At 45.5% G+C, this 23,275-nt stretch carries 14 protein-coding genes and 1 pseudogene; 2 read left to right on the forward strand and 13 right to left on the reverse strand.

Translation table 11 applies throughout. The features are described from left to right. Positions 1–2: 2 nt before the first annotated feature. The 5 genes from ACGHVY_RS24160 to ACGHVY_RS24180 all read right to left on the reverse strand — a co-directional run bounded on the left by ACGHVY_RS24160 (position 3) and on the right by ACGHVY_RS24180 (position 9,326). On the reverse strand, positions 3–2,543 hold the full coding sequence (locus ACGHVY_RS24160) for a redoxin domain-containing protein (protein WP_390602042.1): 2,541 nt from the start codon (positions 2,541–2,543) through the stop codon (positions 3–5). Beyond that, the gene (locus ACGHVY_RS24165; protein ID WP_390602043.1) at positions 2,543–4,009 is read right to left on the reverse strand and encodes a RagB/SusD family nutrient uptake outer membrane protein; all 1,467 of its coding nucleotides are present in this window, start codon (positions 4,007–4,009) and stop codon (positions 2,543–2,545) included. Before ACGHVY_RS24165 ends, ACGHVY_RS24160 begins: the two co-directional genes overlap by 1 nt. Before the next feature lie 17 nt (positions 4,010–4,026). Further along, positions 4,027–7,494: a SusC/RagA family TonB-linked outer membrane protein gene (locus ACGHVY_RS24170; protein ID WP_390602044.1), complete on the reverse strand. Its 3,468-nt coding sequence runs from the start codon at positions 7,492–7,494 to the stop codon at positions 4,027–4,029. A 34-nt stretch (positions 7,495–7,528) separates the two neighbouring features. Beyond that, positions 7,529–8,686 carry a FecR family protein gene (locus tag ACGHVY_RS24175; protein ID WP_390602045.1) on the reverse strand — a complete coding sequence of 386 codons (1,158 nt, stop codon included), beginning with the start codon at positions 8,684–8,686 and terminating at the stop codon, positions 7,529–7,531. Positions 8,687–8,762: 76 nt separating this feature from the next. Beyond that, entirely contained in the window at positions 8,763–9,326 is a 564-nt protein-coding gene (locus ACGHVY_RS24180; RefSeq protein ID WP_390602046.1) for an RNA polymerase sigma-70 factor, read from the reverse strand. Between the two features lie 88 nt (positions 9,327–9,414). Between ACGHVY_RS24180 and ACGHVY_RS24185 the strand changes: the two are divergent. Further along, a pseudogene (locus tag ACGHVY_RS24185) lies at positions 9,415–9,558 on the forward strand (peptidase M15); the annotation flags it as partial. Between the two features lie 67 nt (positions 9,559–9,625). Here ACGHVY_RS24185 and ACGHVY_RS24190 read toward each other — a convergent pair. The 8 genes from ACGHVY_RS24190 to ACGHVY_RS24225 form a co-directional block, all read right to left on the reverse strand. Next, positions 9,626–10,810 carry a thioredoxin family protein gene (locus ACGHVY_RS24190; RefSeq protein ID WP_390602047.1) on the reverse strand — a complete coding sequence of 395 codons (1,185 nt, stop codon included), beginning with the start codon at positions 10,808–10,810 and terminating at the stop codon, positions 9,626–9,628. After that, positions 10,807–12,447, reverse strand: a complete 1,641-nt coding sequence (locus tag ACGHVY_RS24195) for a PKD-like family lipoprotein (protein ID WP_390602048.1) — start codon at positions 12,445–12,447, stop codon at positions 10,807–10,809. The genes ACGHVY_RS24190 and ACGHVY_RS24195 overlap by 4 nt, the downstream gene beginning before the upstream one ends. A 13-nt stretch (positions 12,448–12,460) precedes the next feature. Further along, positions 12,461–13,312 (reverse strand): DUF4843 domain-containing protein, encoded by an 852-nt coding sequence (locus tag ACGHVY_RS24200; protein WP_390602049.1) that lies wholly within the window; start codon positions 13,310–13,312, stop codon positions 12,461–12,463. A 22-nt stretch (positions 13,313–13,334) separates the two neighbouring features. After that, positions 13,335–14,948, reverse strand: a complete 1,614-nt coding sequence (locus ACGHVY_RS24205) for a RagB/SusD family nutrient uptake outer membrane protein (protein ID WP_390602050.1) — start codon at positions 14,946–14,948, stop codon at positions 13,335–13,337. A 12-nt stretch (positions 14,949–14,960) separates the two neighbouring features. Beyond that, positions 14,961–18,278 (reverse strand): SusC/RagA family TonB-linked outer membrane protein, encoded by a 3,318-nt coding sequence (locus ACGHVY_RS24210; RefSeq protein WP_390602051.1) that lies wholly within the window; start codon positions 18,276–18,278, stop codon positions 14,961–14,963. A gap of 32 nt (positions 18,279–18,310) precedes the next feature. Further along, positions 18,311–19,456, reverse strand: a complete 1,146-nt coding sequence (locus ACGHVY_RS24215; RefSeq protein ID WP_390602052.1) for a FecR family protein — start codon at positions 19,454–19,456, stop codon at positions 18,311–18,313. Positions 19,457–19,533: 77 nt separating this feature from the next. After that, positions 19,534–20,097, reverse strand: coding sequence for an RNA polymerase sigma-70 factor (locus ACGHVY_RS24220; protein WP_390602053.1), 564 nt, complete (start codon positions 20,095–20,097; stop codon positions 19,534–19,536). 106 nt (positions 20,098–20,203) lie between these two features. After that, the gene (locus ACGHVY_RS24225; protein ID WP_390602073.1) at positions 20,204–21,577 is read right to left on the reverse strand and encodes a hypothetical protein; all 1,374 of its coding nucleotides are present in this window, start codon (positions 21,575–21,577) and stop codon (positions 20,204–20,206) included. A 245-nt stretch (positions 21,578–21,822) separates the two neighbouring features. On the opposite strand from ACGHVY_RS24225, the gene dacB reads away from it, so the two are divergent. Next, on the forward strand, positions 21,823–23,229 hold the full coding sequence (dacB, locus tag ACGHVY_RS24230; protein ID WP_390602054.1) for a D-alanyl-D-alanine carboxypeptidase/D-alanyl-D-alanine-endopeptidase: 1,407 nt from the start codon (positions 21,823–21,825) through the stop codon (positions 23,227–23,229). Positions 23,230–23,275: the final 46 nt, after the last annotated feature.

Raw genomic sequence — 23,275 nt, forward strand, 5'->3', positions numbered from 1 at the left:
TTTTACAATAGTATGTCTATCATTCCGCTCAACTCGCTCACTGCCTGTTCATCGGAACCGGAGAAGCCTACAAGCTTGAAGCGTATATTTCCCTCTTTGTCAACAATATACTTTGCCGGAATACCTTTTGCACCATAGCTTGTTACTACTTCGTTTTTTTTGCTTGTGGGGTTTTTGAGGTCGAACAGTACATTGAAGCTGTAATTATGTTCTTCAATGAACTTCTTCACTTCCGGCAGAGGGTCTTTGGCACTTTCCCATGTGTCAATGAACAAGAAAGCTACGTCTTCATTGTTCTTATACTTGTCAACCGCCTTTTGCATGGCAGGGAAAGAACTCTTGCACGGGCCGCACCACGTTGCCCAGAAGTCGAGTATTACGACTTTCCCTTTCAGGGCTGCCAGTGATACTTCCTCGCCTTTCATATTTTTCAGTGTGAACAAAGGGGCGGGTTCGCTGATCATCCGGTTCCGGATTTCTTCCTTCTGTTTCTCTGCCGACTCTTTCAAAAGTCCGTTGAGAAACTTGTTGAACCCTTTATCCGAACCATTGTTGCCGACATAGGCTTCTTTCAGTTGGGCTTTCAGGACTTCCGTGCCCATGCCGTTCTTGAAGATATCTTCCAGGATGGGGAATGCCTTGTTGTATTCTTTCTTGTATAACTGGACAGCTACGTAGCTTTTCTTCAGCTCAAAGTCGGCACCCTCGCCGTTTCCATAGGCTTGTTCCACCCATTTCCCGGCTTCCGTCAGTTTACCTTGTGCGGCTAGCAGATTGCCGTATGCGCCGGAGATAATAGACAGTTTTTTATTCTCTTCAGTATCTTCGGGCTTTTCTTGATGGATGTTGACGGTCGATTCGGCTGCTTCCTTGATATAGGGCATTGCCTTGTCGGGCGCACCGTTATCTCTGAGTGTACAACCGATGATGAATATTGCATCGCGGCGGAACACTGATGGGGCGATTTTACTTATGTAGGTTTCTACCTGTTCGTAGTTCTTCTCTTTGGCATATCCTTCAATGACATGAAACACCATCATGTTCAACATTCCCGAAACTTCCGGCACATCCTTGTAGCTCGCCATTGCGCCTTTCAGTATAGCTTCTTTCTGTTCCGCTGTTCCGGCCTGCATCAGTGCCATCATCTCTTTTTGTATTTCCTTTTTGGGATTGCTTTTACCCAGTAGGGCTTCAAGAGTCTGTTTCAGCTTCGGGTCGGACGGGCGCAATGCATTTGAATCATAGATTTTTCCTTCTTGATCGATGATGACAATGCGCGGTACAGAGCGAATACCGAATTTCTTCGGCAGTTCCGATTTGAATCCACCGGGAACGTTCAGGTTGAGTACCGGACCTTGTGCGTCTTTTATCATCTCCTTCCATGAGTCCAACAGTTGTGTGCCGGTATCCAGTGACATGGAGATGAACTGGATAGGATCACCTTTCATTGATTCCGCTATCTTCTCCATATAAGGCATTTCCATCTTGCAGGGCACACAACCGGTGAACCAGAAATCGAGCACGACTACTTTTCCGGCAAAGTCGGACAATTTATATTCCTTGCCGTTCACGTCGACGGCGGTAAACTCCGGTGCGGGCATACCTTTCAGAACGGACTTGTTGGCTTCTTTCAGTTCGGCATACTTCACTTCCAGTTCTTTCAATGCAGCCTGATCCTTATCGCCGATGATGGCGCTGCGGATACTTTCTACATAGGCAGGGAAATTGTCCGTATATCCTTTCTTCAATGTAAGGTCGAGCAGTTTTATCAGAAAAGCGGAGCGCACTTTCTCATTTCCGATCTTGTTGGCGTATATCTGCATGAAGCGGTCTTTGTCTACAGAGATGAAGCCTCTCCTTTCCATCTCGCCGAAAGCGTTCAGCATTGTATCAAACCATTTGGGAAGGATGAGGATAGCAGGATCATTGAACCGGGCAGTTTTCAGGAAATCATAATAATTGTCCGGCAAGTCCAGTTGCATCTTCATAAATGTAGCCATCAGGGGGGCATTCAACTGCTGGGCGTAGTAAGAAAACTGATAATACAGTTTCTGTATATTCACGAAATCTTCGGGAAAGCCATTCTGTGAGACTTTCTCACAAAGATTCTCCAGTTCTTTCCTGCATTCGTTCTGCCATTCGGGAGAGTACATCTTTACTTCCTTATTCATGTTCCCCAAAAAGCGGTTTGCATTGATAAAGCTGTTGATTGATGCATGGTCTCCTTCGATGGCGACTCCGGCGGCGCTTTCTATAATCTCGGTTTGGGAGCCGGGAGTCAGGTAGATGCTGTAGAATCTTTGTTTCCCGTCCATGTATTGATAATAGGCGGGAGCTTGCAGGTCGATATTGAAAATCTGCCGGCCTTGGGCATCAGGGGTGACGGCGGTGTAGCCGGGAGTACCTTCCGGCTGGAAGTAGCAGTCCTTGCCCGTTTTATTGGTAATGACCACTTGTGCGGCTTTACTTTGGAAAGCCCTGCCCTCTGCCTGCTGACCGAATAAGGTCAGCAGCAAGGCCATGGATAAAATGAATTGTTTCATTATTTGGAGTTTTGTATCAGATTGGTAGTTTGCATTGCTTTTATCGGGAACGGGAAGGTCAGCAAATGAGAATCCGGTTTCAGGGTATAAGTATGCGTACTGCCGTTAGTGTCGGTATAAGTCTTCGTCAGCGTTTCATTGAACTCGGTGCAGAAACGGCGCATATCGAAGAAACTGTTGCAACTGGTGAAAAGTTCGCGTGCTCTTTCCTGTCTTATGTATGTCAGTGCCTTGTCCTTATTATTGTCAACATCTGTCGGTACGAGGTCTTGGTAATACTTGCTGTAAAAGCGGGTCTTGCGCAGGTCGTTCAGATACTTCAATGCGAGGTCTATATTGCCTTGGCGTGCGTAGCATTCGGCAATCATCAGATAGACTTCGGAGAGACGGATACCACTCTCGTTCAGTAGGATGATGGTAGAGTTCATGAAGTAGAGGCAACCGGGTTCTGCCGTAGGGCGGTCGGGCATTGTCGGGTTACAAATAAGATTGTATCTTAAATCCGCTGCTGCGTCAAAGGTATCTTTCAGATGTTTGCGTAATATGGCGGGAGCTCCTCCGGTTCTATTCGGGCAATAGAGCAGATTCTCCGGATGAGAGTATTTATGTGGGTTCATCATCATATCCATACGGAACATCATATACAACATACTGTCATTCGTTCCGAAAGAAGGGTTCTTCTCCAGATAGGCGGATAATTCTGCACTTAAATCCCATAATTCATGATTAGAGAACTTGAGGACTTCCAATGCATCACTCAATGCGTTATCTATATTTCTCATAAAGAGATGAACTTTCGCTCTAAAGGCGTATCCGAAAGCTCTGTCCGGTTGATATGCGTTGACTGATTTCTCCGGCAAATTGCCTACAGCTTCATCCAAGTCCTTGAGAATGAAAGCATAGGTGTCGGCCACACTATATTGTTTGCCTACTTCTTCGAGGTCGAATTTTGTACGGATGATAATACCGTTGTCCGTAGCTGCGGTGGACGGGTTGTAAGGTTTGGCAAATGTGTTGACCAAGAAGAAATAGTTGTATGCTCTCATGGCTTTTGCCTGTGCTATTCCCATTGTTTTTTCACTCTCCGGGCCTTCTGCGTCTCCCATATTATCAATCAGGATATTGTAGCGGGCAATTCGTGCATAACACTTGTTGTATAATTCGGTGAGACTTTCATTATCGGTGATATTGCCTGCACGGTCGTAGCCTTCGTCCCAGAAAAAACCGGCAGAGCTTATGGGATATTTGTAACTTTCCAGTTCGGCCATGTTGTTCCATGCCTGTTCATTGGAAGTATAGTTGAAGTTGTCAATTGTATATTCAGCATCTACCGGTTCCAATAATCCCAAATAGTCTTCCGTAGTATTCAGCACAGCCTTTCCTTTGGGAACTATATCCAGATAGTTGTCGCATGCCGAAAGGCCGACAACAGCGCAAATGCATGCTAATATGATATTTTTTTTCATAATTGTCTTTTGCTTTTTTAGAAGTTAATGTTTAAGCCTACTACATAGCTGGTTACTTGCTCTTGGGTACGTGTACCATTGTTGGCATTGAATGCTTCGGGGTCGATACCGTTGTGGTTGGCTGCCCAATAGAAGGGATTATCCACCTGTGCACGTACGCTGATGTTGTTGAACCCCCAACTGCGGGTCAGACTTTGCGGCAGTGTGTAAGAGAGTCCGATATTACGCATTTTGATGAAAGAAGCGCTGACTACCTGTTTATCGGCATATTTCCAGTGTGCACCGCGGTACTGGTCATTCGTGTCATGAAGTCCCATTCTGGGGATGTCGGTATCCGTATTGTCGGGTGTCCATTTGTTTACGAAGTCCTTGTTCATACCTGCAGAAGGCTCTTGATAGATAGGAGTTACATCTTTACGTAACGAGTGTCCGGTGTAGTAGACGATTTTAGCGAACATCTCGACTGATTTCCAGCGCAGGTTAAGGTTGAAGGCTCCCTGCCATTTGGGAGTCAGTTGGCCTGCGTTCACAACAGCACCGATATTATCTACATTTATGTTTGACTTAATTTCTCCGTTTTCGTCGTAGATGGAAGGGTCCCCTTCACTTGTCAGACCGGCATAACGGAATGCATATACTGTTCCGTAAGTATCTCCCACCAAATAATTGGAAGTAGGATCCTTGAGCATATCTGAAGCATTAGTCGGGAGATAGCCGACTTCCTCAATCGTATTTTTGTTATAAGAGGCTGTCAATGAGGTGTTCAGTGCCCAGTCACGGGTCTTTAGCCAGTCGTAGGAAAGACTGATTTCCATACCGATATTTTTCATGGCTCCGTTGTTAAACTTAGCTTGCTCCCAGCCTACTGTGGCGTCAAGGGTTTTGTTGGCAAGCAAGTCCGAACTGTAACGGCGGTAAACATCAAACGAACCGTTCAGCCGTTTGAACATTGCAAAGTCCATACCGAAGTTGAAAGTGGCGGTCTTCTCCCAGCGCAACATCGGATTGGGCGGGGTGAGGATTCTTGTCACTCCTGTATTAGTCAAACCATTTATAAAATAGTTTCCAATCAGGTATGGACTGGTATTTTGGTCTACGTTACCTGTGATACCGTAAGTCATTCTCAGCTTCAGCATATCCAGCCAGGTGACAGGCTTCATAAACTCTTCGTTGTTCACGTTCCAGCTCAGTCCGACTGACCATAAGGGGCGGTAACGGTATTTAGGGTCAGTACCGAAAAGGTCGGCTTGCTCTATACGCATGCTTCCATTGAAAGAGTAACGGCTATCATACGTATATCCCACATTGGCATAACCGGAGAGATAACGGTGAGTGGTTTCGCTGACTGATGATACTTCACTTGAAGTGACTGCTTTGTTGAATAATTGTCCTAGTACTCCTTGCTGCAATGTTGGCCAGTCCACCGATTTGGAAGTCAGTTTCTGATCGTCATATCCATAACGTTCTCCTCTGGTAGAGCGCCATTTATCCTGACGGATTTCACCACCGATGAGGGCTGTGATATTGTGTTTTTCGGCAAGGGTTGTGTTGTAATTCAACTGTCCGCGGATATTGTAGAAGTAAGAGTGGCTGTTTTGTTCGGACATATGTCCTCCCATCGGGATGTTATATATAAATCCGCCTTTGCCATCCGAGCTGGCATAAGTATCTATCTTATTACGCATGAAATAAGAGTTCTCTTCGTCATACCGTTCGGTGTTGCCATAATTGTCCTCATATTGGAATTTCAAGCCAAGATCGAGTCCTTTAGCCAGTTTGAAGTCGGCTTGCGTAAAGAGACGCAGATACAGGTTCCGGGTAGTTTCTACATTGTTTCTATATTCTTCCATTGCATTATAGCCAAGCGACTTCAGTCCTTCCGTATTACTGATTTTTTCTGCCAGATAATGGTTGTACAGATATTGGTATACAGGATTCCCGTTATCGTCCGAAATTCGTTCGTATGGCATGAAAGACAGAAAACTTATGCTTTCATTTCCTTTTCCCGATTCTCCGGTCTGATAGTTAATATTGGTACCATAAGTGAACTTGAACCATTTGGTGAAGTCGAAAGAGTTTTTCAGGTAAAGGCTTAGTTTATTGCTCTTTAACGAAGTCTTCGAGTTGCTTCCAAAGCTTTGGAAACGGATGGATGTGAACATATCCGACTTGTCACCACCTTTTGACAGGGATACGTTATAGTCCTGTGTAAAAGCTAATTGTGTCAGTTTGTCCTGATACTCTTTCCTGTAATCGTATTCGCGCAGTTTTTCTATGGCGCCTTCTACTTGGGCTAATGACATATTGCCTTTTGCCATTTCGTAGTAAAGCCTTTCTATCTGTGTGTATTTTTGCGGTGCGGACGGGTCATTCTTCTTGTCGAAATAGTCCATCGGGTTATTCTTGTAATAAGAATCTGTGAGCAGATAGTTTACTTCGTAATCTACAATATCACTGGTAGATGCATAATTCAGATAATCCAGCGAAGGACTCGGGCTAAAATAAAAGTTGGCCGAAGCGTTGATGACTGTCTTCTTGTCTTTGGGTTTCTTGGTGGTTATCACGATAACGCCATTGGAGGCGCGTACACCATAAAGTGAGGTGGAAGCGGCATCTTTCAGTACCGTGATGTTCTCAATATCTTCCGGGTTGATGCCGGACATTCCCTGATTTACGACTTGACCGTCCATAACAATCAATGGGCTGGTTCCAACGGCAAATGAAGAAGTACCGCGAATGCTCATGCTTCCGCCATATGTACTGAGTCCGGCACTCATACCTTCCAGTTTGCTTACTAAGTTAGTCGACTGTATTTTGTCAATCTTATCCTTGTTGATGATAACAGCCGCACCGGTAGCCCGTTCGCGTGAGATAGTCTGGAAACCGGTGACGATGACTGCGTCCAGTTGTTTCACATCCTCCACCATGACTACCTGCAGAAGTTCCTCACCACTATAGACCACGTCGTGAGGCTTCATGCCTACGGAAGAGAAATTCAGTACCGTTCCGTATGCCAGTGGTTTGGAGAAAGTGAAGCGTCCGTCGATGTCGGTGATAGTACCCTGGCTTTTATCCTGTGTGAAGATAGAGACCCCCGGAAGCACGTTTCCGTCGCTATCAGTGACACGGCCGTTCAGTGGAGTTTTCGTTATTGCCTTCTTGGGGATTGCAGTGATGACAATCGTCCTTCCTTTAATAGAGTATTGCAATCCGGTTCCTGTGAGAAGCGTTTTCATCACGTTTTTGATGTCGGCATCCTGTAGGGACGCGGATACATGGACTCCTTTCAGTAGAGAGGCATTATAGAAAAACTGGTAATCATACTGCTTACTCAATTTCTCCAACACATTTTCCAACGGTTTCTTGGTAACCGTAACGGTGATCTTCTCCGGATGACTTGTTTGAGCGTATGCCAGCGGAGCGGTGCAGGACAGGGTGAGGGCAACAGCCAACATAAGTCCTTTGGAAATAAACTTGCTTGTCATAACTGTGTGAGGTTTATAATATTAGAAGTAGCTATTAATTCTTTTTCTCTATTGCGTCTATTTTCCTGTCCTGATAGATTTTGAAGTCAAGCTCGTTTGTCAGGTGCAGGATATTGAGTATTTCTACGAGCGGCTGTTTGCGTGATAGTATGCCGCTGTAACGTATATCTTGTATATCTTCGCTTACATTGATGTCTACATTATACCAGCGGGAAAGTTCCGCCATGATACTACCGATAGGCTCATTGCGGAAAACGAATTTGTCTTCTGTCCAGCCGGTGATGGCTGATATATTGGCTTGTGTAGTGTTGTATTCGCCTGTCGTCTTTTGGTAGGTGAACTGTTCGCCGGAGGATAGTGTGGCAAGCACTTTTTGTCCTTCACGCACATTGACCGAGCCTTCGACAAGGGTGATACGTATATTCTTTTCCGCTTCATAGGCTCTGATATTAAAGGTCGTTCCCGTTACTTGTACATTCAGTGTGCCTAACAATACGTTGAACGGACTTTGGGGATTGGATTTTACTCTGAAATATCCCTCTCCTTGCAGTCTGACCTGGCGTAAATGCTTCTTGAAGTGGGTGGGAAAGGATAGTTCGGAAGCGGCATTGACTTGAACGATTGTCCCATCTTCCAGTGTCAGTTGATAACTCCCGCCTGTGGGGACAGACAGTTTATTGAATTGGTTGTCAGGATTCAGTTTTATGGAGATGTTCTGCTTGCCGTCCAGTGTACTTCCAAGCAGTTGGTTACCTTTGACGGTCAGGTTGTTCTCCGGCAGAACCACTGGTTCGTTGTTTTGCGCGATGATGGATGTGTTCGAAGTAACGGGGGCGGTAGTTGCCCATTCGGGGATAACTTCTTTCTTGTTTTCTGTCCACAACCATAGTGTGGCTGTACTTACAATTAAAAGGAAAGAGGCGGCGATACTGCTTATCACACGGATGTTGAGTTTCCTTGGGGGGAGAATGATGTGTTTGTTTACCTGTTGTAGTGCCTCGTCTATGTTGATAGAATCGTGGAAAGCAATCTCCTCAGGGAGTTGTTCCTGTTTCCGTAACTCTTCATATAGTACGGGTGACTCTTTTTTCCATTCTTCGGCAAGTGGGGAAGTTGAGGTTTTTCCTGTACAAATTTCTCCAGCCAATTCCTCGGCTATCTGAATGCTTTCTTTGATTTTATCTTCTGTCATATATATAAATGGAATCTATGGCGTTTATAAGTAAAACGACATACTTAACAAGTAGTATGATATAAAAATTGATTTTTTATAAAATAAGCAGTAGAAATCTTAATTCCTCCAGTTCTGTACGCAGGCGGGCATAAGCGTGCATCTTGTGTGATTTCACTGTGGGGACTGACAATGAAAGTATGTCGGCTATCTCCTGATTGGATTTATTCTGAAGTGAAAGAATGATGATTTCCTGCTCGCGTGGAGTGAGGAGCTTGATTTTTTTCCGCACGATGAACGAGACTTCTTCCCGGATAATGTTTTCCTGAATAAATTCTTCGCTCTGCATCGTCTCCAGTTGGCTTTCGGCATAGCGGTTTTTCACGTCTTCATGTTTCAGATAGTCGAGACAACGGTTGGCTATGGAACGATAGAAAAAAGCTTTGATGGCAATGATGGAAGTGAAATGCTCATGTTGTTCCCAAAAGGCAATGAAAACGTCCTGAACAATATCACGCGCTTCTTCTGTACCTAGATGATAGCGGCAGGCAAAGGAAAGGAACAGCGTATAGTATTTTTTGAAAAAGATATCGAATTCTTTCTTACTGCTTGTTCCCTGCATTCTTATATTGTCAATATTGTTATTTGGGAGTGTTACCATCTGGCTATGTTATGTACGCAAAAGTACGTATTTTCTTTTACTACCAAAATTTTTCGGGGAAAAACTCTATATTTCTGTCTATGACTTGACAACTATCAATGTGTTTGCAGGTTATCTGAAGATGAAGAATGGACACAAAGCAGCATTTGCCATAATGAACCGGAACGTGCTTTCGGTTACTAAGGCAAGGGTGTTTCAGGATAAAGTTTGTGAGATGATTATCGGGCGGTAGATTCATATTTCTGTTTGGTGGACTGCTAATGTCCACCAAACAGGAAAGGAATATGTAATGGAAGTTGTTATTTCATCTTTTCCGCTTCCTCTTTCAGTGCTTTTTCCGTTTCACTGTCTCCTTTGGTAGCGTATAATGCTGATTTCATTAATAGCCAGCTTCGCTCCATGGCGGGAGTAGAGAGATAAGGTTTCAGTTTTTCCGCCCATGCCAACCCGCGGTTGATAATAACCGGATCTTTGCATTCAGATAGATAATTGAGATTGACCCAAGTAAAATAAAACCGCTTGTCATCTGAAAAAGCTAGATCTTTTTCTGTTTCGTCCAGTGCGTCCATCACTCCTTTGTAGTCTCCTTTTTGTACCAGATCTACAAGATTGAGTTCCGCACGGTAAAAAGAAGCGTTCTTACCGTTATATTCTTTCAGCAGGGATACAAGCCTGTCAAACATTGGTTGTGGAAATTGCTCCGCGGGAATACGTTTTCTCCGGATAAATCTGGAAACAGCGTATTTGTAGACAATTTCTATTTTCTCATTCACTTTCTCCTCTCCTATGGACTGGCGGTAACCGGGAGCATACTTTAAAAGGTACTCAAATCCGGTGGAGTATGGTTCGTTGATTTGACTTTCAATGATCTGCCAGTTGTCTTCCGAGTATCTGTTTTCATCGGACAGGCTACTTAAATATAAATGCAGGACGCTATCCCTTTCATGCGTCATGGAAGCAGCGCCAAGACCGTTCAGATATCTAAGTACTGTCGGGGCATCTTGTTTGTTTTCGGTATAACGGGCGGAAAGTCCCGGCAAATTCTGATTGGGGTCAACGGCTTTTTGTGCTTCACCCACCAGCCACTGGACGTTGGGATGTGCCCCGCATACGCGGTACACTATTTCCTGATTTTCTGGATTGATAAAAAGTAAAGTGGGATAACCTGTGATCCGGAATGTTTTACTTAGTGTTTTTCCTTCCCCTTTTTCCATGTCCATTTTCAGGTTGATGAAATGTTTGTTGAAGAAAGCTCCTGCGGTATCGTTGGGAAATACCATTTTACTCAGCATCTTGCACGGACCGCACCAGGTAGTGTAGCAGTCTATGAAAAGCAGCTTTTTTTCCTGTCCGGCTTTTGCCAGCGCCTCATTGAAAGTTGATTCTTCAAATTGGATACCTTGCGCGTTACCGGCAGGAATAATAGTGCCTGATACTATTATTGTAGTAATGATACATTTTAAGAGTAAATTTATTTTCATCATGGTTTGACTTCTTTATATTTAACGTCTATAATTTTTGCGTATCCGGTGTATTCCCATCCGGGCTTCAATGTCAAGTCCGTTCCCGGCGAACTTGTTTGGTAAAAGCGAAGAATCCCACCGTTATTGTCGGTAGATGTCGTATCATAAGAACCGACAATCAACTCATATTGTCGGGCTGTAAAGGCGGCTGCCGTTTCTTCATCCATTTTTGCGGTAAGCTGGGTTACTCCTCCGGGATTATCATACATGCAAAACTTGATTGTGGTTACTTCCTCATTCGGATTAAGTGTGATAGCCTCTTTACTTGCTCCCGTAGAAAGGTTGTAAGAATATACTTTGTTTTTATAGGCATAATATAAGGTTTGATATTGAGAGTGGGCACAGAACAAGGTTGCTTTGTCGAAGTCTGTTAGTTGTATGTCTTCCCAGCATCCCTCTTGTTTGAAATCGCTGTTGGATAGATTGATAGAATATATATGACGCTTATTCCCGTCTTGCATGATTGCGTAAACCGCCCCGTTGGAGAAAGCTGTATTTGCCATTGAAACCAGCTCCATAGAACCGGTGTTGAAGCTGAATAGCTTTTCGGCACTGTCCGGGTCTTTCAGTGGATAGCAGGTCTGGCGTCTGGCCTGTTCTTCTCTTTCCCCATCCCAGCCTATAAAGCGATGGTTGTCGATGTCATACAGCAAGGCTGCACCGCCGTCGCTTAATCCGCTGGTACTTCGTTGGGTACTTACACCGACAAAGGGAGACACTCTATATTCTGGTACTCCTCCCCGCTCGGAGGTATTGGCGGGGTCTTCAAAAGCTGTACCGCTTTGTTGCAGATCCCAGACAAATGCATTGCCTTCTTTGGACACGGCGATGATAGCTGCATGGTTCGCAAAGAAGTTGTTCGGTACACACGCGAAATTGACAATATGGTCTTCCGGTGATGAAGCGAACAGTGATGCTTTCATTTCATATGCATTCCCGTCGATGGTAAGGTATGTGTTATTGAGCAGATAGCTTTCCGTTTCGGACATCAGTGTAATTTTATCTCCGATGGTTCCCATCCTGTTAGAAAAGAGTCCCAAGCTTCTGGCGTGATACATTTCGGGAATATCCGAATTTTTTGCTATATCGTAGGCGGGGATAATGCGGTCTTTCGACAACTGGGAAAGCATGTCCAGCCGCACTCTCTCTTCGCTGCCTTCATTACAGAGAAGCATCCATCCTTCGGAGGTAGAGACTATAATGTTGATATCAAATCCTTTGACGCTCTTTATGCCGGTACGTTTATCAGTCACACTATAGCGGCAGGTATGTTTTCCGATTCCCAGATTAGCTATCCTGTAAAGGTCTTTTTTGTTTTCGGAACTCAGGATGACCCAGTCTCCGTCAGAGTTGACCCGTTCATACAGAAATTCGTAATTGGCATTGCCGTCTTCGATAGCTCCTTCCTTATTGGAAGTGATTACCGGTTTGATATCTATATATTCAGCATTGGCCACTACGGAAAGTGTTGTCGGCATATCAATTGTAATGATATCCTTTTCTCCATATGTATAGTTGCCTTTATCGTCCAGACAGGAGACAAATAAGAGCAGGGAGAGCAAACCGATTATATGGGTATGTTTCATTATCTTGTTCATAAACGTTGTGTTTTTATTGTTGTACATTCGAATAATCTACTTGATAAGGTTCCGGCAGTTGCATATACGAGCCGTCTTCATCCAGTACGGGAGATAATTCGGGATCGTCCGCCCTTCTCTGTAACTCTTTTTGTAGTTGGAGGGCATAGTAAGGCATACGTCCTGCGGTAATCTTGGAACCTGCTCCATTGATATAGATCCAGTCGTCCAGTGAGAATCCGAAGAAATTGTTGATAAAGGTATACTTGACGGCATTCCATGCACCGAAATAGTTTACAGCTTTCAGCGTAGTCCAACTTCCCGGTTCGCTGTAAACTTCGTCAATGATGAATGTATAACGGCTGCCGTCCAGATAATCCGCCGTAGTGTTCGACCAGGTATTGACCGACTTATATTTCTCCAGGACAGTAAAGCTCTCATTCGGTTCCAACTTTAATACGAGCTTTTCTTTTTGTGTCCTGAAACTGGCGTTCCTTAGAAAGCGTACTCCTATTTTTGCCTGATTTTCACCGGCTTTGATAACTACCGTATCCAGGTCGATTTCATAATCTTCCCCTTCGGTCATGGTGGTGTTCTCCCGGTCGATAGTAATCTCTACTTTCCGGTCATAGTTTTCCACCTTTCCTAATAGTTGGATGGTTCCTCTGAAGATGACGTTGGTAAAGCTCTCTTTTGCCCCTACAAAAGAGTAGGAGGTCTGCGTGGTGTATCCTACCATTCCGCTGGAGGTAGACCTGTTTACTGCTTGGAAATATACTTTACTTTCATTTGAATCATAGGTTACCACTTCTTCTTTTTGGCAGGCAGTAAATAAAAACAGGGCGGGCATGATAGTGGAGGTGAGCCATTTATAATTTAGTTTCATATTGTTACATGTCTTTAGGGGTTTAACGATTATCCAGTTCATTGGTTGGCAGAGGTGCTATAAAGCGTCTCTCTTTGGCTTCTTCGGTGACGTTTTCCTTATCATCATAAAGAAATCCCGGTATGATTTCAATCCGAATAGCTTGCCGTCCGTTGTAAGCGTTGTCAAATGCTTTGTTCAAGCGCTTGAAATAGAAGAAGACTTGTCCTTCACCGATAAATTCGCGGATATATTCTTTTGTCAGGAGATCCCGGAAATTGTTGCTTGACCGCACTGCGCCCCTGCTGTCGAATATTTGTTGCAGATAGTTCCATGCTGCTGTCATGTCGTAAACTTCCGATCCTTCCGTAGCCATGGCTTCCGCTGCGATATAGTATGCTTCGCTCAATTTTATAAGTGAGCAGAATGTACCGTGGAATTTTTGTACTTGCAGAATCTGGTTTTCGTCACTGGTGCTTCCTGACATTTCATCTTTGGCTGTATCCGTGATTTCGCGGAATTTGACCAGCCGCTTGGAGCTGTTGCCGTCCAGTGTGCTTCCGTTTTCCCATTGTGACTGGTAACGGTAATCTCCGGGATTGTTGGCAAACAACTGTCCGTCTACATATCCGGCACGTGGTACCAACAGTTTGTTGCCCGTGTTTGAACCGCCGAATGTATAATCATAAATCAGTCCTCTGTCTTTGTTGTAATATCCGAAGAGGCACTCGGTAGAAAACATGAGGTCAGGGTTGACGGAATTGCCCAGTAGCGTTCCGGAATCTACTGCCGGAAAGAACCCTCTCACTTTAGGATCATCCGTCAGTTTGCGGGCTTCTGCCAGGGCATTGCCCATATCTCCACCCCATAAATAAGTACGGGCGGTGAGCAGGACAGTGGCGTAGTAGTTTAAGCGTAACTGGCGGTAACGCATGGAATTGTCCATTGTTATTTGGTCGTATTCGGCTCTCGGGCCTTCGGTAAGCACCGGGTCTGATTCGAGCAGTAGCGCTTCGGCTGCTTTCAGGTCGCGGATGATATAGTCTTTCAGTACAGTTTTAGCAGGAAGGATATCCAGAATTTTTGTTTCAGTACTTTCGTTGTAGGGAATACCTCTTCCTTCCGGATTACGGAAATATACCGGACCGAACAGGCGCAGCAGGTCGAAATGGATCATGGCTCTTGCCGCCAGCATCTCTCCTTTCAGCATCTTATATTCTCTTTCGGGAAGTACTCCGGTACCTTCACCATTCATGTCTTTCTCTAGATTATTCAGTATCACGTTGGTGTTCATGATGGTAGAGTAGCCTTCTCCCCAAATGCTGCTGAGGGCGGAAAGTACAGTTTCGTTGCTGTAATCCCAGTTGATTAATGCTTGTAGGTACTTGGAGTAACTGTCGTCACCGGTCAGGTTGACAGTGTAGCGTTGTGCCAGTACATCAATCATTTCATAAGACAGGTACTTTCCGTACAATGAATTTCCCGCCATGCGGTTGTAGATTCCGTTTACGGCAGCATAGAAACCATCCTTGGTGCTGAACTGCTGTTCTTCGCTTTGTTTATCCTTGGGTTTGTAATCCAACCAGTCCGTACAGCCGCACAGGCAGCCTGTCAGCAGGAATATAGACAATGATATGATAATGTTTCTCAGTTTCATAATGGATACGTTTTATAGAGTTAATGAAAGATTGAAAGATACGCTACGTGAAAACGGATAAGAAGTACCGCGTTCCTGCTTGATACTGGAAATACGGAATATGTCGTTCATGTAAGCATTCAGCCTCAGTGAACTGACTCCCACTTTACGGGCAATTTCCGGCTTGAATTCGTATCCTACACGCAATGATTCCAGTGTCAGTGTATTGTCTTTTTGCACGAAGCGTGAAGACATTGGAGTAGATTGTGAGTCGGCGATATTCTTGAACTTGGCAATGTCTCCCGGTTTCTGCCATCTGTCATAGAGTGCCCGTTTGTCTTGATTATACTTTAGCTGGCTTGTCGTGATGTTCTCCACCTTGTTGTATAATACGGAATTGAAAGAGTATCCCCCCATGCGATATCGGAAATCGAAATTCATGGAGAATCCTTTCCATGAGAAACTGCTGCCGAGAACACCTTCTACTTTAGGACGGCTGCTGCCGATGATCACTTCATCGTCATATGAAAAGTCGTAGGTGAGTTCGCCGTTCTGTTTGATAAAGATTTCGCGTCCGGTTGCCGGGTCGATACCGGCGGAACGGACTGCCCAGATGGCGTCAGGGTCGGCTCCGTCAAAGTAACGCTTGGTAGATTTGTTTTGCCCGTTCTGATCTCCTTCCCTGCCTGATGTGTTAAAGGATTCCAGCCGGTTGCCTATCCCGTTGAGTTCGCTTGAACCGTGGCGGAGCGTTCCCCTGACTGACCACCAGAAGCGTTTGTCCATCTGCCGGATGATGTAATAGGTGGCTTGCGCGTTGAAACCTTTGGTCGTTTGTTTACCGAAGTTCTTATAGATGACATTGCCGGTTGCTCCGGTAGAGGCAGGCATGTCGATACCGATTAGCAGCGGGTCGGTGGTCTTGTAATAATAATCGCCGGTCAAAGTCAGGCGGTCGTTCAGTATTGTGATGTCGAAACCGATGTTCCGGTCAATAGTGGTCTGCCATTCCAAATCCGGATTGCCTAACTGTGCGAGTGACGTAGTCATTCCGAAATAATTGAATGAATTGAAGTTATAACGGAAAGTGGTGATGGTAGACGATGAAGAGAAGTTCTGGTTGCCGGGATTACCGATAGAGGTACGGATTTTGAACATGGAGATGCCGTCGATGTTCTCAGAAACAAATTTCTCATTGTGTAAGTTCCATGCCAGGCCGACTGCCCAGGTTCCGATATAATGCTTGTCTGTCCCGAATACGGACGAACCGTTGACACGGTAGCTGAAGTCAAGTAGGTAACGGTTGTTGAAGGCATAGTTGCCGATAGCGTAGGCACTTACCGAACGGGAAGTACTTTCGTAATAACTGGGGCTTCCGTTGTCCGGATAACCATTGGCAAAAGAAGGCAGTGTGAAGTCTCCTACCGGAAATCCGACGGCTGCGTATCCATGTGATTTGGAGTCGAGTTGGGACAGGTATCCTCCGGCGGCGATGTTGACAAGATGTGCCTTGTTGAAAGTCTTGCCGTAGGTTACCGTTAGTTCGCCTTCATACTTGTTGCTTTCCGTTTCGCTATAATTGTATGAACCGCGCTTGGTAAAGTCCACCTTTGAATACTCACTGTCGAGGGGTGAGGTAAAAGCTTCCGTATTGCTGTTGGTATGGGTAATTCCGAAACGCGCACGTATTTTCATTGCCGCTATCGGAGTATACTCCATGATGAACTTGTCGGAGATGGAGAGGGATTTCCCTTTATTATAACTGTTTTGTGCTGCGTTGTACAGAGGGTTACCTGCTTCTACATAGTCATTATATTCAAGCCATCTTTCCACCTCTCCGTCTTCATTATATTTCATGTAGTATGGGTTTGCGCCCGCATATTCGGAGAAGCCGACGATCGGGTTGCCGGAAGCCGTGTTGTCCATAGAGAACTTGTTGACAAACTGTAGTTTGTTGAGGCGGTAAGTCAGGTCGATGTTCCCGCTGAGGTTGTCGCGTTTGGATTCTTTCATAATACCGGTGATGCCGTTGTATGAAAGTCCCAGTCCGAACTGGAATGCGCCTTCTCCGCCTTCCGCATATAGTGAGTGGCGGTGGTTGATGCCGGTACGTAGCGGTTCTGCAAGCCAGTAAGTATCTACTCCCCGTGCTACGTCTGCCAGTTTATTATTGTATAACTGATCCAGTTCGATTTGCTGGCTGGGGGTCGATGAGGTATATCTTCCGACCATTTGTTCGAACCGGAGCTTTTCCGAAGCATTCATTAGATTATAGCTTGAGAGGTCTGCCCATGATATATTTGCCGAACCGTTGTAGGTAAGGTGAAGTTTTCCGGATTTGGGCCTGATTGTTTCCACTACTACAACACCGTTCGATGCTTTGGAACCATAGATGGCGGTAGAGGCGGCGTCTTTCAGTATAGTAATGGAAGCAACCCGGTTCATGTCGAGGTTGTAGATCGCTTCTAATGAGGATTCGAAGCCGTCAAGGATAAACAGCGGCTGATTAGGGTCTTCTGCCAGTTCGTCGCGGGTACTGATCAGACTGGATTTTCCACGGATTTCAATGTCTGGCATCCGGTTCGGGTCGGAGCCGAATTCTCCGCTTTCCAATACATTGAATGCTGGATCCAATGTCTTCAAACTAGAAATGACATTCTGCGTACCGACAGCTTTCAACTCGTCGGCAGTGAATGTGGAAGCCGAGCCGGTAAAACTTTCCCGTTTTTTGTTTACCACACCGGTGACGACAACTGCTTCCAGTTCGTTGACATCCTCTACCATCACTATTTTCAAGGTACTTTCTCCGCCATACACGATGCGTTGCGGCTTCATGCCTATGGAAGTGAAGTTCAGCAGCGTGCCGTGTTTCAGTGGACTGGAGAATGCAAAATTACCGTCGATGTCGCTGACAGCTCCCTGTGTCTTGTCGCCTGTGAAAATGTTTACTCCCGGAATAGCTCTCCCTTCTTTATCCACCACACGCCCTCTGAGCAGTTTCTTTTCTTTTGCGGTATTCCGGGAAGGGATTGTGGTAATGACGATCGTTTTCTCCTTAATACTATATTGCAGTCCGGTTCCTGCCAGTAGCACGTCCATCGTTTGATTTATTCCGGCCTTTTGTATGGAGACGGATACACGGATTCCCTTCACCAATGAATTGTTGTAGAATAACTGGTAGTTGTATTCCTTGCTCAGTTTCTTCAATACCTCTTCCAATGGTTTCTGCTTGACCGTGATTGTAATTCTCTCCTTCTGCCCGCTTTGCGCGTATGCCTTGAATGGAGTCGCGAGGGATAATGTGAAAGCTATCAGCATCACTAATCCTTGTAAAATGAACCTTCCTCTCATGCTTTTCGTTTTTTATAAGTTAGACTTGGGTGTTAATTCTTTTTTTCTACATCTATTTTTTTATCGGCTTGTATGTCGAATTCAAGTTCGTCGGTCATGCGGAGAGCATCCAGTATTTTGACGAGAGGCTGTTTGCGCGACAATATGCCGGTGTAGCGTGCGTTTTTTATTTTTTCGTCGACGCTGATGTTTACATTGTACCAGCGTGATATTTTATGCATGATATTCTCAATTGTTTCATTATAGAAAATGAATTGGTCTTCTGTCCAGTCGGTAACAGTTGACAGGTCGGTGTCGGTCACCGTATATTCCTGTTCGTCTTTCCGGAAAGTGAACAGTTGTCCGGGAAGTAATTCAGCCAACAGTTGCTTCTCTTTATAGATGCTGATTATGCCTTCAATAAGCGCGATACTTATTTCGTTCTCCTCTTCATAAGCCTTGACATTGAAGATAGTTCCGGTTACTTGTACGTCCAAAATTCCAAGGTGGACAATGAACGGGTTTTCTTTATCTGCTTTCACTTTCAGGTAGGCTTCTCCTGCCAGTTGGATCTGCCTTGCCTGCTTTGTGAAATGAGTGGGGAATAATAATTCGGAAGCGGCATTTATCTGTACAATAGTCCCGTCTTCCAGAGTCAGTACCTGTTCGGCTCCTGCCGGTACGACGAGCCTGTTGAGTTGCAGGTCTTGTTCCACGGTGATCGTAATATCTTTCTTGCCATCGCTTGTGCTGCTGATAAGTTGATTGTCGACCACAGACAGGCGGTTTTCTTTTAATGTCACCGCCCTGTTGTCGCAGGTGATGATGGAAGAAGGTTCTTTTCCGGGGACGGTGGATGCCCATCGGACAGCTTCTCTTTCCTCTTTCTGCCATAACCATAAAGAGGTCAGGGCAACAGCCAGTATGAGAGAGGCGGCTATGCCGGATGTGCGGATGAAGAGTTTCCGTGATGGGGAGATACGTTGGTGTATGTTGCGCAGGGGGCCTTCCAGTTCGATGGAATCACGGAATTTCATCTCTTCGGCCAACCTCTGCTGTTGCTGTAATTCTTTATGCAACCCGGCAGAATTCTTCTTCCACTCCTTCACTAGGCGGGAAGTCGAGTCCTTACCTGTGCAGATTTCCTTGCTGATTTCTTCTGCAATCTGTATGCTTTCTTTATACTTGTTTATATCCATTGACGGTGATAAATTACGAGTTGTTATATCTTAAAAACACGCAACCTTGGAATGAGTATGAAGTAAAAGTTGTTTTTTTATAAAATAAGCAGTAGAAATCTTAATTCTTCCAATTCTGCGCGCAGGCGGGCGTATGCGTGCATTTTATGTGTTTTTACAGTAGGTACGGATAATGAGAGCAGATCTGCTATTTCCTGATTTGACTTATTTTGGAGAGAAAGCAGGATAACTTCCTGTTCACGCGGGGTAAGCTCTTTGATTTTCTTGTGTATCATGCAGGAGACTTCTTCCCGGATAACGCTTTCCAGGATGAATTCTTCACTTTGTATTTTTTTCAGCTGGCTCTCCGCATACCGGTTTTTCACCTCTTCATGTCTCAGATAGTTGAGGATACGATTGGAAATGGAGCGGTAGAAGAAAGCCTTGATTGTGAGAATGGAAGTGAAATTCATCCGCTGTTCCCAAAAGCTGACAAATACATCCTGAACAATGTCGCGCGCTTCCTCTTCGTTCAGACAATACCGGCAGGCAAAGGAGACGAAAACAGCGTAGTATTGATTGAAAAAGACATCAAGGTCTTTTCTATTGCGCACTCCTTTGTCTGCAATATTGTCTATATGTCTTTGCTCATTTGTTCTCATTGGAGAATATTTGAAACAAAAATACTTATTTCTTTATAAAGAAAGAACTTTTTGAATAAATTCTCCCGTTTTTTATGGATTTTTGCTGTTCTTCTTGTTTGCCGGCTCACAGTTCCACCTCAATGGCGGCAGGATAGATACGTCGGGGGTCGGAGAAAGCGGCACAGCTGTTTGCCATGTTTTTAAGGTCCGGCTTTATTTTCCCCTGAAAAACCTGTTTTCCGTTTACCGTGACAGTAATCTCTTTCTTCAGATTTATGAGTTCATCACAGAGGTAGATGATTACTTTTCCTTTGTCGGCAGGTGTATAATGTTTCTTGCACTTCATTTCAATGCCCCATCTCGGATCTTTTTGAACCGTTTCATAGGTGACATTGTCCACGTTCAATGTGATGTGGTTGCCTGTGACGGTCATTTCGTAGCGGGTACGGGCATTAATGTCATCGTTGGGACGTTCTTTGACGAAGAGGTTGTAGAATCCTTTACGGTGCAGCCCGTCCATCTCGAAATCTTCCCAATAGACGTATTTCGGATAAGGGTTGCGGGTGTATTGTTTCAGCCACGGAGTAGTCGGGCGATAGTCGATTGAATGTCCTTTGCCGGGAATCAGCTCTATCTGATGGGTGTATAGCCCGGGGTGCAGGGTTTGCAACCGTTCAAATTCTTCCTTCACGTAGCCTGTGAGGATATTCCGGTAAAAGCCGCGGTCATCGGCTCCTGTCCTCAGAGAGAAAGCAATATGGGCGCAGTTCTCGGCGGGAGCATTCTTCAGGGGCTCTCCACCTGCCATGGGGCCTGCTCCGGCAAGGTAATCGGCATAGAAAGAAGCAAGGCGCTGGCTGCCATATCCGCCTTCGGAGATGCCGAAGATATACACTCTGTCCGGATTGATGTGGCCGGATACTAACGATTGGCGCAATAGTTTCTCCCAGGCATATTGCTTGGATTTCTGCCACCAGCGGTAGTAGTTTCCTTCGTTGGGGATTTGCGGAATGAAGTAGGCGGACGGTGCGTCGTCTAACATCCGGCATATTTTAAGTCCCGTGTCCCATTCTGCGGCTTTCGGTCCCGATCCGTGCGTATAGATAAACAGCGGATAGCCTTCATCGGGTTTCGTAGTGCCCTTGATACCCCAGTAGTAGGGCATCACGGCATTCGGTTCCAGTTCGGTGGGAAGGTTCCATTGGCTGCATGTCTTGTCGGACAGGGGTTGCAGCGGGATTAGTTCCTCTTCGTCCAGACGTTCGTTCGCTGTCCGCCATGCGTCCCATACTAGTTGGCGGTATTGTTCCACTTTCGCAAGGCTGAATTGTTTCCCTTTTTCGAAGGTGTGATTCTTGTCCGGTGATGTCAGGCAGGTGGAGAAATAGTCGAGAAGTGCGATGTTGTCTTTGTCCGCAGTGTTGGCGGTGACAGTGTTGCTTCCTGTTGCCAGACAGAAGAACAGTTCGCATAAGGCGGCGTTGCGCATAACATTCATAGTTTTCATAGTGTCATTTTGCTTTTTATATATTGATTTTACTTTGGTTTTACTGCCCTGTCGCCTCTGTCGGTAGTTGTTCAGTGGATGTTTATCAATACACTGTCAGAAGTGTTGACGGCAGCAAAAATATGGATTTACTTTGAAAAGCAAAACTTTTCTAAACATTTTCTTTACCGCTACTTTGTTGCGTCATATGTTTTGGATAGTTTTGCAGGCAATTGTCTCTAAACGTATATTAATGTATGAAGAAAGGCCTTTTACTCGTCATGTTGTCCGTCTGTCTGCTGCCTTTGTGGGCACAAAGAGATTTTTCGCAGATAGATTCGCTTATCAAGAAGATGCTTCCCGAAGCGTCCGAAGTCGGCATCTCCGTCTATGACCTGACGGCAAAGAAACCGCTCTATAATTACCGTGCAGAAAAACTCTCCCGCCCCGCTTCCACCATGAAGCTGCTGACTGCCATTACCGCCCTCTCCCGCCCTGATGCGGACGAACCTTTCCGCACGGAAGTGTGGCACGACGGCGTGATAGAACGTGATACGCTCCAAGGCAATCTGTATGTAGTGGGCGGATTCGACCCCGAATTTGACAGCCAGGCGATGGATTCATTGATAGGGGAAGTGATAACTTTTCCTTTTTCCGTAATTAACGGGCAGGTATATGGTGATGTTTCGATGAAAGACTCCCTTTATTGGGGGCATGGGTGGGCATGGGACGATACCCCTGCGGGATACCAGCCGTATTTGTCTCCGCTTATGTTCTGCAAGGGAACGGTTGAAATCTCAGTGGTTCCTTCCACCTTGCAGGGAGATACGGCAAGCATATCCTGCAAACCTGTCTCTTCTTATTATACTCTGGCCAACCGGACAAAGACACGGACCCCCTCTGCCGGAAAGTTCTCTTTCTCAAGAGACTGGTTGACGAACGGGAATAATCTGGTTGTTTCGGGCAATGTCGCTTCCATCCGAAAGGACAATATCAATATCTATGACTCCCCCGCTTTCTTTATGCATACTTTCCTCGAACGTCTCCGGGCAAAAGGAGTCGTTGCTCCCCAATCTTATGCATTCGCGGAATTGCCGCGCGACAGTGTTCATGTAGAACGGATGGCAGGTTGGGATACATCGGTGCAGAAAGTCCTGAACCAATTGATGAAAGAGAGCGACAACCTGAATGCGGAAGCCTTGCTCTGCCGTCTCGGCGCACAGGCTACGGGAAAGAGACGGGTGGCTGCCGAAGATGGAATCGTGGAAATCATGAAGTTAATCCGCCGCCTGGGGCACGACCCGAAGGATTATAAGATTGCAGACGGCTGCGGGCTATCCAACTACAACTACCTCTCTCCCGCCCTGTTGGTAGACTTCTTGAAATATGCGTATTCACGGACAGGAATCTTCCGGAAACTCTATAAATCTCTCCCCGTAGGCGGTGTGGACGGCACATTGAAGAACAGGATGAAAAGTACGCCCACCTTTCGGAATGTACATGCCAAGACAGGCTCGTTCACTGCGATAAATGCGCTTGCGGGCTATCTGCGAATGAAAAACGGGCATGAAGTGGCCTTTGCCATTATGAATCAGAATGTGCTTTCGGCTGCCAAGGCAAGGGCATTCCAGGATAAGGTTTGCGAGGTGATTATCGGAAAGTAACCTCGCTGTTTTTGCCGATGATTTGCGATTAGATAATAAAGTACGA

Source organism: Bacteroides sp. f07 (assembly GCF_042854785.1).
Lineage (GTDB): Bacteria > Bacteroidota > Bacteroidia > Bacteroidales > Bacteroidaceae > Bacteroides.